Annotated in this window: 15 protein-coding genes and 1 pseudogene; 7 read left to right on the top strand and 9 right to left on the bottom strand. The window is 59.7% G+C overall.

What is annotated here, in order from left to right; genetic code table 11:
- Nucleotides 1–252: 252 nt before the first annotated feature.
- The 4 genes from QF010_RS21125 to pedF are packed head-to-tail and all read right to left on the bottom strand — an operon-like array spanning nt 253 to nt 3,309.
- Nucleotides 253–1,191 (bottom strand): quinoprotein relay system zinc metallohydrolase 1, encoded by a 939-nt coding sequence (locus QF010_RS21125; RefSeq protein WP_429533869.1) that lies wholly within the window; start codon nt 1,189–1,191, stop codon nt 253–255.
- A gap of 16 nt (nt 1,192–1,207) precedes the next feature.
- Nucleotides 1,208–1,969 carry a quinoprotein dehydrogenase-associated SoxYZ-like carrier gene (locus QF010_RS21130; RefSeq protein ID WP_429510180.1) on the bottom strand — a complete coding sequence of 254 codons (762 nt, stop codon included), beginning with the start codon at nt 1,967–1,969 and terminating at the stop codon, nt 1,208–1,210.
- Nucleotides 1,969–2,844 (bottom strand): substrate-binding periplasmic protein, encoded by an 876-nt coding sequence (locus QF010_RS21135; RefSeq protein WP_429533870.1) that lies wholly within the window; start codon nt 2,842–2,844, stop codon nt 1,969–1,971. Before QF010_RS21135 ends, QF010_RS21130 begins: the two co-directional genes overlap by 1 nt.
- Before the next feature lie 3 nt (nt 2,845–2,847).
- A complete protein-coding gene (gene pedF / locus QF010_RS21140) occupies nt 2,848–3,309 on the bottom strand; it encodes a cytochrome c-550 PedF (protein ID WP_033054527.1) in 462 nt (153 codons plus the stop codon).
- A gap of 252 nt (nt 3,310–3,561) precedes the next feature.
- Here pedF and QF010_RS21145 point away from each other — a divergent pair, with 252 nt between their 5' ends.
- From QF010_RS21145 to QF010_RS21170, 6 genes are all read left to right on the top strand, one after another.
- Complete coding sequence (locus QF010_RS21145) at nt 3,562–4,746, top strand: ABC transporter substrate-binding protein (RefSeq protein ID WP_429533871.1); 1,185 nt, start codon at nt 3,562–3,564, stop codon at nt 4,744–4,746.
- A gap of 38 nt (nt 4,747–4,784) precedes the next feature.
- Complete coding sequence (locus tag QF010_RS21150; protein ID WP_033054524.1) at nt 4,785–5,744, top strand: YVTN family beta-propeller repeat protein; 960 nt, start codon at nt 4,785–4,787, stop codon at nt 5,742–5,744.
- A complete protein-coding gene (locus QF010_RS21155) occupies nt 5,741–6,472 on the top strand; it encodes an ABC transporter ATP-binding protein (protein WP_033054523.1) in 732 nt (243 codons plus the stop codon). Before QF010_RS21150 ends, QF010_RS21155 begins: the two co-directional genes overlap by 4 nt.
- Nucleotides 6,469–7,260: an ABC transporter permease gene (locus tag QF010_RS21160; protein ID WP_429533872.1), complete on the top strand. Its 792-nt coding sequence runs from the start codon at nt 6,469–6,471 to the stop codon at nt 7,258–7,260. The genes QF010_RS21155 and QF010_RS21160 overlap by 4 nt, the downstream gene beginning before the upstream one ends.
- A 138-nt stretch (nt 7,261–7,398) precedes the next feature.
- Nucleotides 7,399–7,956 carry a PQQ-dependent catabolism-associated CXXCW motif protein gene (locus QF010_RS21165; protein WP_033054520.1) on the top strand — a complete coding sequence of 186 codons (558 nt, stop codon included), beginning with the start codon at nt 7,399–7,401 and terminating at the stop codon, nt 7,954–7,956.
- A gap of 56 nt (nt 7,957–8,012) precedes the next feature.
- Entirely contained in the window at nt 8,013–8,675 is a 663-nt protein-coding gene (locus QF010_RS21170; RefSeq protein ID WP_008149733.1) for a response regulator transcription factor, read from the top strand.
- Nucleotides 8,676–8,839: 164 nt separating this feature from the next.
- Here QF010_RS21170 and nahK read toward each other — a convergent pair whose 3' ends face one another.
- The 4 genes and pseudogenes from nahK to QF010_RS21190 all read right to left on the bottom strand — a co-directional run.
- Nucleotides 8,840–11,437 carry a hybrid sensor histidine kinase/response regulator NahK/ErcS' gene (gene nahK, locus QF010_RS21175; protein WP_429533920.1) on the bottom strand — a complete coding sequence of 866 codons (2,598 nt, stop codon included), beginning with the start codon at nt 11,435–11,437 and terminating at the stop codon, nt 8,840–8,842.
- Nucleotides 11,406–12,572 (bottom strand): nitric oxide-sensing protein NosP, encoded by a 1,167-nt coding sequence (gene nosP, locus QF010_RS21180; protein ID WP_033054515.1) that lies wholly within the window; start codon nt 12,570–12,572, stop codon nt 11,406–11,408. The genes nahK and nosP overlap by 32 nt, the downstream gene beginning before the upstream one ends.
- 268 nt (nt 12,573–12,840) lie before the next feature.
- A complete protein-coding gene (locus tag QF010_RS21185; RefSeq protein WP_429510183.1) occupies nt 12,841–14,025 on the bottom strand; it encodes a porin in 1,185 nt (394 codons plus the stop codon).
- 209 nt (nt 14,026–14,234) lie between these two features.
- Nucleotides 14,235–14,381, bottom strand: a pseudogene (locus QF010_RS21190) (sulfite exporter TauE/SafE family protein); the annotation flags it as partial.
- 200 nt (nt 14,382–14,581) lie between these two features.
- On the opposite strand from QF010_RS21190, the gene proS reads away from it, so the two are divergent.
- The gene (proS, locus tag QF010_RS21195; protein WP_429533873.1) at nt 14,582–16,072 is read left to right on the top strand and encodes a proline--tRNA ligase; all 1,491 of its coding nucleotides are present in this window, start codon (nt 14,582–14,584) and stop codon (nt 16,070–16,072) included.
- Here the strand turns inward: proS and QF010_RS21200 are convergent.
- Nucleotides 16,064–16,297, bottom strand: a complete 234-nt coding sequence (locus QF010_RS21200; RefSeq protein ID WP_429533874.1) for a hypothetical protein — start codon at nt 16,295–16,297, stop codon at nt 16,064–16,066. The two genes, proS and QF010_RS21200, sit on opposite strands and share 9 nt — an antisense overlap.
- Between the last annotated feature and the right edge of the window lie 76 nt (nt 16,298–16,373).

Raw genomic sequence — 16,373 nt, forward strand, 5'->3', positions numbered from 1 at the left:
GGCGCCGCCGCCCTTGGAACAATTGCCCGCAGTGCTGAGTTTGCTAGTTCCTTAGTACCGGGTCGGATGATGCCAACGAGTTAGGACTCACCTCGACCTGTAGCAGCTGGCGGAGCCTGCGTTCGGCTGCGTAGCAGTCGTAAAATCAGCGCTCGCGGTGCATCAGGAAAACCGTGCAAACCGGATTTACGACTGCTGCGCAGCCGAACGCAGGCTTCGCCAGCTGCTACAGGGGGTTGTGTCGCCGCTAGGTCACTGGTTCGCGGCGGAATCGACTCGGGTCATTTGGCCGCGTTCGTAACGCGGATACAGATGGCTGACGCTGCGGATCAGCTCGTAGCGGCTCAGGCTGATCCCGGCGAAACGCTCGGGAATGGGGCTGCGGATCATCTCGGCCATGTCGCTGCCATTGGCGGCGCCGTCGCGCATGAGCTGATCGAGCCAGCTAAGGTAGTCACGCATTTGCTCGAACGGCAGTTGATCGCTGGCCACGGGGCCGTGACCGGGGACGATCAGCGTCCACGGCAGGCCTTGAAGGGTGGCGATGTCCGCCAGCCACACCGACAGCCCCGGACTGTTGGGCGTGGTCAGCGCCCGTTGGTAAAACACCAGATCCCCGGCAAACAACACACCGGTTTTCTGGTCGAGAATAGCCAGATCCGCGCCCGTGTGCCCACCCAGGCCCAGCAGACGCAGGTCGTGATCCCCAAAACTTCGCACGCCAGGCGTCAGCGCCTCGGTTGGCAACACCACTTCGGTGCCGCGCATCCAGTCGCCCACCAGGCGGTACATGTTCTCGGCCATGGCATCGCCCTGCTGATGCAACAGCTCGGTGGTGCCGGCCAATGCGCCGATCGGCACGTCACTGAAGGCCTGGTTGCCGAGCACATGATCAGGATGATGATGGGTCAACAACACCTCGATCACCGGTTTGTCGGTGATCGAGGCAATCGCCTTGCGCATCGCTTCGCCGTAGCGTTTCGACGGCCCGGTGTCGATCACCACCACGCCGCGCTCGGTGACGATGAACGCAGTGTTGACAATGTTGCCGCCGTTGGCCTTGGCGAAATTGTCGGTGCTGCCTTCCAGCAGCCAGGTGTCTTCGGCGATCTGCCGAGGCTTGAGTGAGTACTCGAGATCGGCCAGGGCCGGCAGGCTCAGGCTCATGAACAACAGCAGCATCCAGCGCATGACGCGCTCCTTTGGGTCAGGGTATGGCCGCATCGAATTGATTGCCGCTGTTGTCGCGCAGCATCAGGCGCGTCTGCCCTGCCCCTTCGATATCAAAGGCCAGGTTGGGGTTTTCACTGACAGCGGGAAACAGCTCCAGACGGGCCAGCAGTTGATCGTTCTGATCCCGCAGTTCGGCATGGTTGATGAAGAATTCCGGGATGCCGCTGACCATGCCGTTGTCCATCGGGTGCGCCACCTGCAAGCGCACACGGCTGAATTCGCCCCGGGGATAACGACCGCCCAGCACTTCGCCGATGTGCTCTTCCCATCCCGGCTGAGTGCGCACCACACTCGGCGCCGTGCAACCGCCGCCCGCCGCATCGATCAGCGTCGAGCCGACATGCCAAACCCCATCGCGAGTCAGTACCGCCGCACGCAACGGCGTGGCCTGTTCGATACGGATGCGGATCGACAGCCAGGGCAGCACGCGGTCCAGCGGCTGGAAATCGACAATTTTCGGCAAAGGGTTGAGCTCGGCCCAGGCGAGGATTTTCACCACCTCGCCCTTGAACGCTCGCGCATCGATTTCCAATGGCACCTGCCGGGCATCTTCGGCGAACGGTGGCGCCAGCAGCTTGACCCGCTCGTCGAACACGAACGGCGCATCGCCGAGCATTTGCTTGTGATAGAAGGCCCACATCACCGAGGGCACCGGGTCTTTGCCCGGCTCGATGTCTACCGCGTGCGCGGCGATGGGTAACCAACAGGCCAACAGGCAACTCGCTCGCCAGTTCACTATTGATACATCTCGGGCACGTCATAGCGCAGGCCGTAATGGCCATAAATGGTTTTGACCGCGCCCTCGCGGATCAAGGCTTCCAATGCCTCTTCCACGGCATAGGCCAGTTGCCGGTTGCTTTCGTGCACCGCCATGCCGATCTCCCAAAGTTGCTTGCCCATGTTCGGGTAGGCGTTTTCCGCCAGCGCCACTTGCGGGTCCGCCGCTTCATGCACTTGCCAGTCGATCTCGCCGCGCATGGCCATGACCGCGTCGACTTCACCGGCCTTCATGGCCGCGAAAGCCTGGGGCACGCCGGGGTAGTGGTGGGTTTTGCCGGCAAGCATGCCGTTGAACACCGAGGTCAGGTAGAACGACGGCACGCTGTCGACTTCGACGCCGATCGGGTGGTGCTCGAACACGGCCACGCTGCCCACCTTGTCCAGCCGGCGACGGTCATAGGCGACCTGCCATTGTTCGTTCTGGTACGGCCCGAACATCACCACATGGCCGTTTTCCAGCTCGCCCAGTTCATTGCGTTTTTGCGCGTAATCGCGGTCATACGGCACGCGCATCATCAGGTCGGCCAGTTGCAGATCATGCAACTGACTGGCACGCCAGATGTAATCGCGCAGATCGTCATCGAGCTTCTCGCCGGCCGGCGCCCAAATCAACGTCAGGCGTACGCCGAGGGCCTTGGCCAGCGCTTCGGCGAGCTCGACATCAACGCCACGGGCCTGGCCGGCGTCCTCGAAACTGTAGGGGGCGAAGTCCTTGTAGACCGCTATTTTCAGCTCCCCGGCGGCGATCATTTCGTCATAGGTACGAACCTGCGCCTGCACTGCCTGGCAGCACAGCAACACAGCACTGATCAACACAGCGAGCAGGCGCATGGGTTACTCCTCGACGTGAACGCTGTCCAGATAAGTGCGTACCGCCCACAAGGCTTCCTGGCTCAGGTAGTCGGCCATCTTCGGCATGTAGACCCGGCCGTCACGCACGGCGCCATGGCGCACGCGTTCGACGAACCACTCATCACCGGCATCAGCGACATCGAGCATGCGCAAATCAGGGGCGATGCCGCCGGATTTGGCTTCCAGGCCATGACAGGCCGCACAGTTCTGGTTGTACGCCGAAGAGCCGATTTCCAGGGCCTTATCGTGTTCCGGGGAGGTGCGGTAAGGGTTCACCGATGCCCAACCATCGGCATCCACCGGTACGCCAGCGTCCTTGATCGGAGTCAGGCCCGGGGTGGCGACAGCCTGGGGAACCACATTGCCGTGGGCCCAGACGGAACCTGCGCTGATAAAACCGGCCAGCAGTCCGGCAACGAGTAAGGCGTTGCGTTTTGTTTTCATTGTTATGCCCTCTTGATTGCACGCAAAACCTCTTTGAAGAGGCTATGGCACCCATCTTAGGAAGGGCTTCGCACAAGCCCCATGCTGCTTTGGTGGGCGCGGTCTAGTCCCTTGGTAGTAGGGCGTGTGGCGTGCATCCGAGTACGCTTCCGACGCCTTTACTACCTTGGTACTGGCTCACTGGTACTTTCTGCATATTTCCTTCTGCCTCACAGCATTCCTATGCTGGCGCTACCTGTAATGGAGTGCCTTATGCGCCAGCTTGCCCCTTACGCCCTGATCTACCTGTTGGCGATTGTCTGCGCCGCCGGGCTGCCGACCCAGAGCCAGGCCGCGGACGCGCCGTTGCAGGTGCAGATCGGCTACCTGGGCTATCGCCCCGACCCGGGACCGTTGCTGTCGAACGTCATTCCCGAGCCGGTCGATGCCGGGTTGCGTGGCGCCGAACTGGCGATCACTGACAGCAACAGCACAGGGCGTTTCCTCAACCAGAGCTACAGCCTGGTCAGCGCCACCGTCGACAATCCCGATGCCTTGGTCGAAGCGGCCAAGGCTCAACATGAACAAGGTCTGCGCCTGTTTGTCGTCAACGCACCGGCCGCCAGCCTGCGCCGGCTCAGCGCCGTGCTGCCCGACAGCTTACTGTTCAACGCCGGCAGCCCCGACGACAGCCTGCGCACCACCGACTGCCTGCCGAACGTGCTGCACAGCCTGCCGAGTCGGGCGATGCTCGCCGATGCGCTGGCGCAATTTCTGGTGGTGCGCAAATGGCAACGGGCGCTGCTGATCGTCGGCCCGACCCCGGACGATCAAGCCTATGCCGCCGCCCTGCGCCGCGCCGCCAAACGCTTCGGCCTGAAACTGGTCGCGGAAAAAGCCTGGAGTTTCGACAACGATCAGCGCCGCAGCGCCCAGGCCGACATGCCGCTGTTCACCCAGACCGCCGAGTACGACGTGGTGCTGGTGGCGGATGAACGCGGTGATTTCGGCGAATACGTGCCCTACCAGACCTGGTACCCACGGCCGGTCGCCGGCACTCAGGGCCTGACCCCGGTGGGTTGGCACAAAACCGTGGAAACCTACGGCGCCGCCCAGTTGCAGAAACGCTTCGAAGCCCTGACCGGGCGTTGGATGAATGACCGCGATTTTGCGGCCTGGATCGCCGTGCGCAGCATCGCCAGTGCGGTGAGCAAGTTGCGTCAGGTCGATGCGATGGCGATCCGTACGCTTGAGATCAGCGATCAATTGCCGCTGGACGGTTTCAAGGGGCGCAAGCTCAGTTATCGGCCGTGGAACGGTCAGTTGCGCCAACCCATTCCCATCGTGCAGCCCCGGGCGCTGGTCAGCACGTCGCCGCAAGACGGCTTCCTGCACCCCTCCAACGAGATGGACAGCCTCGGCTACGACAAGCCCGAGGTCAGTTGCCGCTTTCCCTGATTCAACTTCCACAACAATGAAAAAAAAAGGAATCCGCCATGCGCCGCACCCTGCTCTCTTGCGCCCTGCTGCTCGCCGCCGGACAGGCCGCGGCCAGCACCGCCTGGGTCTCCAACGAAAAAGACAACAGCCTGAGCCTGATCGACCTGCAGACCCTGCAAGTCACCGACACCCTGCCCGTCGGCCAGCGCCCGCGCGGTCTGCTGCTGTCCCACGACAATAAGCTGCTGTACATCTGCGCCAGCGACTCGGACCGGGTCCAGGTGATGGACGTGGCTACGCGCAAGATCATCAAGGAACTGCCCTCGGGCAAGGATCCAGAGCAGTTCGCTCTGCACCCGAATAATCGCTGGTTGTACGTTTCCAACGAAGACGATGCGCTGGTGACAGTGATCGACACCGAAACCTCCAAGGTGCTGAGCCAGATCAACGTCGGCGTCGAACCCGAAGGCATGGCCGTCAGCCCCGACGGCAAGTGGGCGGTAAACACCAGTGAAACCACCAACATGCTGCACTGGATCGACACCAGCACCCAGACCCTGGCCGACAGCACCCTGGTGGATCAACGACCGCGCTTCGTCGAGTTCACGCCAGATGGATCGAAGCTTTGGGCCTCGGCGGAAATCGGCGGCACGGTGACCATTCTCGACGTCGCGACCCGCAAAACCCTCAAGACCCTGACCTTCCAGATCAAGGGCGTGCACCCGGATAAGGTTCAACCGGTGGGGATCAAACTCAGCGCCGACGGCAAGTACGGTTTCGTCGCCCTCGGCCCCGCCAATCATGTGGCGGTGATCGACGCCAAGACCTTTGAGATTCTTGATTACCTGCTGGTCGGCCGGCGGGTCTGGCAGATGTCGTTTACTCCGGATCAAAAGCAATTACTGGCCACCAACGGTGTCAGCGGCGACGTGTCGGTGATTGATGTCGACAGCCTCAAGGTCACCCAATCGATCAAGGTCGGGCGCTATCCGTGGGGCGTGGTGGTGACGCCATGAACGCACTCGAAGTCAGCGAGCTGAGTTTCGCTTATGGTGCGAAAGAGGCATTGCGCCAGGTGAGTTTCAGCCTCGCGCCCGGCCGGTTTGCGGCGCTGCTGGGGCCGAACGGCGCAGGCAAATCGACGCTGATTGCCCTGCTCACTCGACTCTACGATTTGCAGCGTGGCGACATCCGTGTCGGCGGCTGCTCGTTGCGCAACGCGGCGCGTCCGGCGCTCAAGCAATTGGGTGTGGTGTTTCAGCAAAGCACCCTGGACCTGGACCTCAGCGTCGAGCAGAACCTGCGTTATCACGCCGCGCTGCATGGGATGTCCCGGCGCCAAACCGGCCTGCGGGTCGACGCCGAACTGGCACGGCAAGCCTTGACCGAACGCCGCCGCGAACGGGTCCGCGAACTCAATGGCGGCCACCGTCGCCGGGTGGAAATCGCCCGCGCCTTGCTGCATGAACCGCGTCTGCTGCTGCTCGACGAGGCCAGCGTCGGCCTCGACCCGGCCAGTCGGCTGGCGCTCAATCAGCACATTCGCAGTTTGTGCCGCGAGCAGAACATCAGCGTGCTCTGGACCACTCACTTACTCGATGAAGTACAGCCCAGCGACGACTTGTTGATCCTGCATCAGGGCCGGCTGGTCGCCAGCGGACAAGCCGATGCCCTGAGCCTGGAGCACGGCGGCGACCTGGGTTCGGCCTTCACTCGACTGACCACTTCAGGAGCCGCCCAATGAATGCCTACTGGCAATGTTTCAGCGGCATCGTGCTGCGTGAATGGCTGCGTTTTGTATTGCAGCGCACGCGGTTTCTCAGCGCTTTGGTTCGGCCATTACTGTGGCTGCTGGTGTTCGCCGCCGGTTTTCGCGCGGCACTCGGGATCGCGATCATCGAGCCCTACGACACCTACATTCCGTATGAGGTTTACATCATCCCCGGGCTGGCGTGCATGATCCTGCTGTTCAACGGCATGCAAGGTTCGCTGTCGATGGTCTACGACCGGGAAATGGGCAGCATGCGCGTGCTGCTGACCAGCCCCCTGCCCCGGACTTTCCTGCTGTGCAGCAAACTGTTGGCCACCTCGCTGATCTCGCTGATGCAGGTGTACGCCTTTCTGGCGATTGCCTGGGTGTACGGCGTGCAACCACCGGCCATGGGGCTGTTGATCGCGTTACCGGCGTTGCTGCTGGTGGCGTTGATGCTCAGCGCGCTGGGTTTGTTGCTGTCGAACGCGATCCGTCAGCTGGAAAACTTTGCCGGGGTGATGAATTTCGTGATCTTCCCGCTGTTTTTTCTGTCGTCGGCGCTGTATCCGCTGTGGAAAATGCGCGAGTCCAGCGAGTGGCTGTACTGGCTGTGCGCCTTCAACCCGTTCACCCATGCGGTAGAACTGGTGCGGTTTGCCCTGTATGAACGCTTCAATCCGTTGGCGCTGGCGGTGTGCGTGGGGCTGACGCTGGTGTTCGCCCTGCTCGCCGTATTCACCTTCAACCCGCAACACGCCGCCCTGCGCAAAACCAACTGACAACACAAATCCCCCTGTGGGACTTGTGTTGAACGGGGTGAAATTACTACTTTAGTACTGGTTTTCCTGTCTATCGTCGCATTCCAATCGCACCGAGACTGGCATGTAATAGGTTCATAACTATAAGGATTGAACCCCATGCCGCGTGCCCGACGTCGTCTGCTGCGCCCTTCTCTCGCTGCGCTATCGCTGAGCCTGTTGCTGGGTGTCGCGCAGGCCGAAACCCCGCTGTTCTCCGCTGACGGCTATCGCATCGGTCTGTACCGCAGCCCGACCCCGAATCAAGTCCAGGGCGCCGGCATCATCGATACCGCGGCCCTGCAAACCCTGCTGACCCAGACGCCGCGTCCAGTGCTGATCGACGTCTACCGCCGCCAGTGGTTGCAAGGACGTTTCATCGAGGACCAGCCCCACGAGAACCTCCCCGGCAGCCATTGGCTGGCCAATACCGGCGACGGTGACCTGACGCCCGACTGGCAGGACTATTTTGCGCGTAAGCTGAATACATTGACCGAAGGTGATCTCGCGCAACCGCTGGTCTTCTACTGCCGCTCCGATTGCTGGCTGAGCTGGAACGCCGTGAAGCGCGCCGCCGCCATGGGCTATAAGACGCTGTATTGGTATCGCGACGGCCTGGACGCCTGGCAGGCAGCCAATCTGCCCGTGACGCCGGCTCAGCCCGAGCCCTTTCCCTGACCTTTACGCGTGCGTGTTGTTGCCACACCCTAATCAAAATAATGAGGTGAAAGGCTATGTACAAAATTCTGATTGCCGACGATCACCCGCTGTTTCGCGAAGCCATTCATAACGTCATCAGCGATGGTTTTCCGGGCAGCGAGGTGATGGAAACCGCCGACCTGGACAGCGCCCTGGTGCTGACACAGGAACACGATGATCTGGACCTGATCCTGCTCGACCTGAACATGCCCGGCATGCACGGCCTCAATGGCCTGATCAACCTGCGCAACGAAGCGCCGACCATTCCGGTGGTGATCGTCTCGGCCGAACAGGACAAACAAGTCGTGCTGCAAGCCATCACTTATGGCGCAGTGGGTTTCATCACCAAATCCTCGCCACGGGTACAGATGACCGAGGCCATCCAGCAGATCCTCAACGGCAATGTCTACTTGCCGCCGGACATCATCCGCACGCAAAAATGCGGTACACGGCGCATGAACGATGCCCCGAGCTTCCCACCGGAATTGCTCCAGGCCTTGACCCGCAAGCAATTGCTGGTGCTCGAACGCATGACCAAAGGCGAGTCGAACAAACAGATCGCCTACACCCTGGAAATCGCCGAAACCACAGTCAAGGCCCATGTCTCGGCAATCCTGCGCAAACTCAATGTGCACAATCGGGTGCAGGCGATTTTGAGCGCGGGCGACATAGATTTCGGGTCTTATTTACGGCGCTGAGTGCTTGGGCTTTCCCCCGATTCCTGTGGCGAGGGAGCTTGCTCCCGTTCGGCTGCGAAGCAGTCGTAGTCCAGACGACTCGGCCTATCTGAAGTTTTGTAAGGGGCCGCTCCGCGACCCAGCGGGAGCAAGCTCCCTCGCCACAAGTTCAGGCCCGGCTCAATTTATCGGGACGGGCCGAGCAAGTGACTCATCGCTGTCTTGAGCTTCATCGGCCGCACCGGTTTGTGCATCAAGGTGTGGCCCAGTTCGCGGATTTGCTGTTTGAGTTCATTGCTGTAGTTGGCGGTAATCATCATCGCCGGAATGGCTGAACCGCGTCGGGCGTTAATCCGGGCCACGGCATCGACGCCGTTCTGATCGTCGTCCAGGTGATAGTCGGCGATCAGCAAATCGGCTTCTTCGTGATAGTTGTCCACTTGCCGCGCCAGGTCCTGCTCCGACAGTGCAGTGACCACCAGACACCCCCACCCTTCGAGCAACGTGCGCATGCCGGCACAAATGGCCGCGTCGTTGTCCAGCACCCACACCCGCGCCCCACGCAGACGTTCAAGCATCGGCTCACTCATCAGCAGACTCGGCAGCGCCTTGGGTGCCGTGGCGCTGAGCGGCACTTCAACAGAGAACATCGAGCCCTTGCCCGGCCACGAACGCACATGAATGCGGTGACCGAGAATCCCGGCAATCTTTTCGACGATCGCCAGGCCCAGGCCCAAACCGCGATCCTGATCAGGACGCTGCACGTCACCCCGTTTGAATTCCTGAAAAATCTCTTCCAGGCGGTTTTCGGCGATGCCCATGCCGCTGTCCCAGACCTCGATCGACAGGCGCTGGTGATGACGCCGGCAACCGAGCACCACACGACCGCTGTAGGTGTAGCGAATGGCGTTGCTCAACAGATTTCGAAGGATCCGCGCCAGCAACTGAATGTCGCTGCGCACCAGTGCCGAACAAGGGATGAAATGCAGCTCCAGACCTTCACTGCGAGCCACCTGGGTGTACTCGGCCGCGAGGTTCTCCAGCAATTCGCTCAGAGCAAACGGCGCAATATCGGGCTTGATCACCCCGGCATCCAGTTTGGAGATATCGACCAGCGTGCCCAGCAGGTTCTCCACATCTTCCAGGGAGTTGCTGACATTACGCACCAAAATCGCATTGGCCACCGGCTCCCTCCGTTCAAGCAACGCGCTGGTAAACAGCCGCGCAGCGTTGAGCGGTTGCAGCAAATCGTGACTGACTGCTGCGAGAAACTTGGTCTTCGACAGGTTGGCCTGTTCGGCCTCGAGTTTGGCTTCACGCAGGCGAGATTCCGCTCGCCGACGCTCGTCGATTTCACGCAGTAACTGGTCGTTGAGCGTGGTCAGTTCCGCCGTACGTTCGCGCACCCGCAACTCAAGATTCTGATAGGCCTGGTGCAGTGCCTCGGCGGTGCGGCGGCGTTCGGTGATGTCGCGGATCAACACGAAAATCCCCACCACTTCCCCGGTAGCCAGGCGATTGGGTACGTAGGAGCGCAGCATGTAGCGCTCCTGATTGTTGATGTTGGTTTCGGCGAACTCGAACGTCACGCTCTCACCGGCCAAGGCCCGGGCCACGTAGGCTTCCAGGCGTTGGTAATGCTGTTCGCTGTGGACTTCGCGCAGGCTCTGTCCAAGCATCACGCCCCGAGGCCAGCAGTACCATTCTTCATACACCTTGTTGGTGAACTCGTAGACCAGGTCGGCATTCAGGTAGGCAATCAGCGCCGGCACATGGTCGGTGATCAGACGAATCCAGCGCTCGCTTTCGCTCAGTGCTTCGGCGTGTTGATAGCGTTCGGTGATGTCGGTGAAGGTGTTGACGAAACCGCCGGTGGGTAACGGATGGGTGCGGATTTCCAGCACCCGGCCATCGTAGAGGCGCTGCTCGCATTCCTGCACGTGCCGCCCGTTCAGATCCCGACTGGCCGGGGTCAGCAGGTTCAATTCGCTGTCGCCAATCACTTCGGCAAACGGACGATGGGCCGCCACCGGTGCCAGCCCGCTCAGCTCGAGGAAACGCCGGTTCCACAACTCCAGAATGCCCTCGGCGTTGACCATCGCCACGCCTTGGGACAGGTTGTCGACCGCCCGTTGCAACAAATGGGATTTCTGCGCCACCGCCTGCTCGCGGCGCACGGTTTCGCTGAGTTTGACGTCGGTAATGTCGGTGAACAGGATCACCCGCCCGCCTTCCTGGGTAGGTCGTTCGCTGACTTGCAACCAGCGACCGTCCTGCAGGCGATAGAGCAGGTTTTCGTCGGCGTGCCCGCGCGGCTCTTCAGTGAACAACCCGGTGGCGGACATCAGCCGCTTGACCTCGGCCAGGCGCATGCCGGCGTTGATCCGCACCCGGCTGTTGCCCCAGAACGCCTTGAAACGGCTGTTGAACAGCACGATCCGCTGGTCCGCATCGAACAGCACAAACGCATCGGAAATGCTCTCGATCGCATCGATCAAATGCTGATGCGCGGTTTCCGCCCGCAGGCGTGCCTCGCTGAGCAAGTGATTGCCCGACTTGAGTTCAGCCATGGCCTGGTTCAAGGCGTCGGTGCGCTCACGCACCTGCTCGGCCAGCACCACCGAATGCTGGAACGCCGCGTACGGATCGTTGCCGCGAGTGATGCCGGACTCGATCCGCTCGATCAGCGCGCCATTGATGCGCTGCAGTTTGTGGTTGTCGCGCTGCAGGCTGGCGATCTGTGCCTGAAGCTCAACGGTGTCCAGGGGACCGACCTCGGGCAATGGCAACCCCGGTGAAGGTCTGGTTGATGTGCATGCCATTGAACTGTTCTCCGTAGGTGTTGAAACCCATCACCCGTTGGTCACGCAAAAACGTTCCGATCTGCTCCAGACTGCCGCCGTCTTCCAGTTCCAGACGCCTGAGAAAGCAGTCGCAGCCGATGGTCAGCAACAGGTCGCCGAGGCGCTCCTGCAAGCCTTCGAACAGGGTTTGCAGGTTCGGCAGCATCGGGCCTGGCGTCATGACCGTGAGGACGATGCCGTTTTCCACCGCGCAGTAGAAACTCAGGCTCAAGTCCGGGTGAACCTGCTGGATCGCCCGTACGTAATACTGATCGTTGATCCGCACGGCCAACGGGTGCGCGGCGAAGATCCGGTGATCGAGCTCGGCCACCGGCACGCCAATGTGCCGGGCATACTCCTCGGCGGCTGGCTCGGCATTCAGTTCAAAGACCCGGCGCGAGGCGCTGTCGGCCCCGGTGACCACCAGTTTTTCTGCCCTCGGCAAGATGTGGTGAGTGGTGAACACCTCGAAATCCAGCCAGGTATTGACCAGTACCACCACCGCCGCGCCGCTGTGGAACTCGCCATTAAAGTAGACGTGGGTGTGGGTCAGGTAATTGTCGTCGCCGGCCGAACCGCCGAAATGCGGAATGTCGCCCAACGCCGCGCTCAGAGCCGCAAGGACCATTTCTTCACGACTGGACAAGCCATCGAGCAGGGTCAACGCAAAGCTGTTGCCCTTGATCGGCGCCAGGGTATTGCTGCGACAGCCACTGACCAGGCGCTCGACCATTTGCTGGGCGTCGATCAGGCTGAAGCGTTCCATTTCGCAGATCAGTTCGGCGTCGATGGAAAAATGCCGGTGGTCGAAGCCCACCGCGGTCACGCAATTGCGGCCGTAGCCAAGGGGCGTGATTTCCCCGGCGCTGGTGCAACCCACCAGGCGAATGCCGCCGAAGCTTTGTTGCAAGGCCTGGCCCAGCGCCTGCAAGTCGTACTCGGCGGAACAGAAGAACAGCACGAAACCCAAGTGCGGGTGCAACAGTTGCCGCGCCAGCTCCTGGGCCACTTGCTGGGCATCGGTGGCCTGGGACATTGCACTGACCACACCTTCATCACTCTGGACCTGCTGCATCGTCGCCTCCCGCAGGTGCGCATGTATGAGGTTCGAGTGTACGAAGCCTGTGAGCGGCTACGTATGCTACTTGGGTAGCGGGTAGCCGCTTCGATGGGATGAGAGTGGACGGATTGCGGCGTGGTGACCGACGCTTTGTGGCGAGGGAGCTTGCTCCCGCTGGACTGCGAAGCAGTCCCAACCGGCCGATGCGCGACCAGGATCGGGACCGCTACGCGGTCCAGCGGGAGCAAGCTCCCTCGCCACAGGTATCTGCGTCGCTACAGGCTTACCAGGTCAGCACCGCCCCCACCGCAAAGGTGTCGGTGTCTTCGTTCTGGTCGCTGGTGTCGTGGCCGTTGATTGCGAACTGGTTGTACTCGGCCACCAGCTTGAGGTTGTCGTTGACGTCATGGAACAGCGCAATGCCGCGCGTTTCATAGTCCGCGCCGCTGCCGACCACGCCATTGCCGTCGTCGTTGGTCTTGCCGTAAGACAAGGCCAACCGGTTCTTGCCCAGTTTGTAGGAGCCCTGCAGCAGGTAACCGTCGCTGTCGACATTGCGCAGGGTCGGTTCGCCGGCGTTGTTGGTGAAGAACGGGTTGATGCCCTTGGCCTGGAAGCCGGAGCCGGTGAGGGACAAGCCGCCCATTTTCGCCTGCACGCCATAGCCGACCCCTTTGGAGGTGACGGACGCGACGGTGGAATCGGTATTGTCCGACGTCTGGTAGCTGCCGTTGACCCAGCTGTAGATCTTCGCGCCGGCAACGTCGAACTGATAGGTGATCTCGCTCTCGGTGCGCGGGTTCTCCTGATAGGCCTTGCCCAATGGACTGCTATCGTTGGTGTCCACCGGGTCCATGATCCCCACGGCCACCCGCAAGCCCTCCATCACCGGCGTGCGATAGGTAATCTGCGACGTCGGGAACGGATACGGATAACCCGTGCCGATGTTGCCGAACGACACCCCGCCACCGTCCACCAGCCCCAGGGAATCGCTGACCTGACCGTAACCGGCGAGCATTTCATCCAGCAGGATGTTGGAACGGGCAAACAGGCCAAAGTCCTTGCCGATCAGCACTTCGCCCCACTCCGGGTTGGCCACCGTGCCGTAGAACTGCCGCACGTCAATGGCGGTGTCGGTGCCGTTGGTTTCGCTGTCGTTGATGGTCACCCAGAAGGAGGACCGGGCGCCGAGCTTGAGGTCATCGACCTGCTTGCTCATGTTGAAGCCCAGGTAGTTGGGCAGAAAACCCATCTTCACACGCGCCTGTCGCCGGTCGAACTGGTCACCAGCACGGTCCACTTTGCTGTTCACATAGAAAGCGTTGATGTAGCCGTCGGTGGAAAACGTGGTCTGGTCCTTGTCGTACAGCACGATCTCGGCTTCGGCCATCGAGCTCAAACCGAGGGTCGACAGGCTGGCGATGAAGGCAGGCAAGAAACGATGCTTGATGTTCTTATTGTTGTGCATGACGCGCTCCGCAGCGGGGGACTGGATGTCGGAGGCGATTATCGAAAGCTGACCGGCGGCGTCATACGCTGCCTTGGCGGCGGTTTTGAAGTGCTTTGGAGTGGCAGGTGATGCGCGGCAAGTTCGGTGTAAGACCGCCCGTCGACGAGGCCCGGAACTTAAGGTGTACGCCTGTGGAACGGACTGGCGTCCACAGGAACCGGTACTTGCTAGACGCCCGCTCTAAACAGCATGTAAGCGGCGACCAAGACACAGATGCTGGCGAAGCCGATCTGTAATCCCCGGGCCGGTATTCGCGCGCAAAGTCTTCGGCCAATGATCATGCCGACGATGCTCGCGACGATAAACGCCACGCCCCAAGCAATCCTTAATAGTGCTCAAGCGTCGTACAAAGAAAAGAAAAACCTTACAAAAAAAACAGAGCTGCCTGAAAGAATTTTCCGAAAGATCAAACAAAAAACAAGAGTTCTTGAAATTTCAAACATCAAAAAATATACATACACCTACACAACACCAATCTCAGAATCACACGCTGTCTTTTCAAAGCCGGGGCAATATGAAAAACGCAATATCACCTACAAGAAGTGAAAACTTTTCCGACTGGTATCAACAAGTCATCAGTCAGTCTGAACTGGCTGAAAACTCTCCCGTTAGAGGTTGCATGGTCATCCGCCCATGGGGCTATGGCATATGGGAGCAAATTCAACGAGAGCTTGATCAAAAATTCAAGGATACAGGCCATGTGAACGCATATTTCCCACTTTTGATCCCATTATCCTTTCTTCAAAAAGAAGCAGAGCATGTCGATGGTTTTGCCAAGGAGTGCGCAGTCGTAACCCATCACCGTCTGGAACAGACCGCAGATGGAAAACTCACTCCCGCTGGTGAACTGGAAGAGCCTTTGATCATCAGGCCTACCAGCGAAACGGTGATCGGTGCCTCCTTTTCACGATGGGTGCAAAGTTATCGGGATCTGCCGCTACTCATCAATCAGTGGGCCAACGTCCTGCGCTGGGAAATGCGTCCAAGGATCTTCCTGCGCACCTCAGAGTTCCTATGGCAGGAAGGCCACACCGTTCACGGTTCTAGTGAAGAGGCCTTGGACGAGACGCTGAAGATGCTGGATATCTATGAGCGGTTTACTGTCGAGCACCTGGCCATACCAGTAATCAAGGGTGAAAAGTGCTCATGGGAACGTTTCCCGGGCGCTGTCAGTACCTACACCATAGAGGCAATGATGCAGGACGGTAAGGCCTTGCAAGCAGGCACCTCACATTTCCTGGGACAAAATTTTGCCCAGGCATCAGACATCCGCTTTGTTAATAAGGAAGGGGTAAAAGAACTGGCTTGGACCACTTCGTGGGGTGTTTCCACGCGTTTGATTGGGGCCATGATCATGGCCCATGGCGATGACGATGGCCTGGTGATCCCACCGCTGGTTGCACCGACGCAGGTCATCATTGTTCCGATCGTACGCAGTGAACAGGATGCCGAATTAATCCATGCTTACTGCGACAAGCTGCAAAAGCAGATCTCCCGAAAGAAACTGAAGGGACAAAACCTGCGTGTAAGCGTTGATAAGCGGGACATGAATGGCGGCGAAAAAAAGTGGTATCACATCAAGCGCGGTGTGCCTGTTCGGGTCGAGATCGGGATAAAGGAACTGGAGCAGAACATGGTTTCTTATTCCTGCAGAGACAACAGCAAGAACACGTTAAACGATGAGGTGATTAGCTTTGTTAAAGACTTGCCAAAAATACTGCAGACTATTCAGGTAGGCATGCTTGAAAGTGCCAGAAAAAATCTGTCGGACAATACCGAAACAGTTACTACACTTGACAACTTCAAACAAGCTTTCAAACGCAAGGACAAACTCAATACATTCGTTCTCGCCCCCTTCATCGATGACGAGAAAGTTGAGAAAGCCATCAGCGAACTGGGTGTAACAGTTCGATGCATTCCACTCGCTCAACCCAAGGTTGCAGCCACCTGCTTATTTACAGGTCAGCCCACCAAATCCTGGGCACTGTATGCGAAGTCATATTGATCCTTGATCACCAACAGCCCCGTTTGCCAGGGGCTTTTTTGTTACCGGTTGGATTAACTTTCCCCCTTCTACATAGAAAATCACACCCCCCACCATCAGCAACACCAGCAAGTACAACAAAAAATACAGCGGATTGAAGCCGGCGAGAATGAAACCACACACCACCGGCGTCGACGCCGCGCCCAGGTAAGTGAGGTTTTGCGAACTGTAGTAAGCCCCTGCCATGTGCGCCGGAGCTATCCGGGTGATGTAGAAGCAGAAGCTGGATTTGAGCCTGCGCTACCAGACGCTGAAACCGCCT

The organism is Pseudomonas silensiensis (assembly GCF_050434865.1).
Classification (GTDB): Bacteria; Pseudomonadota; Gammaproteobacteria; order Pseudomonadales; family Pseudomonadaceae; genus Aquipseudomonas; species Aquipseudomonas fluorescens_W.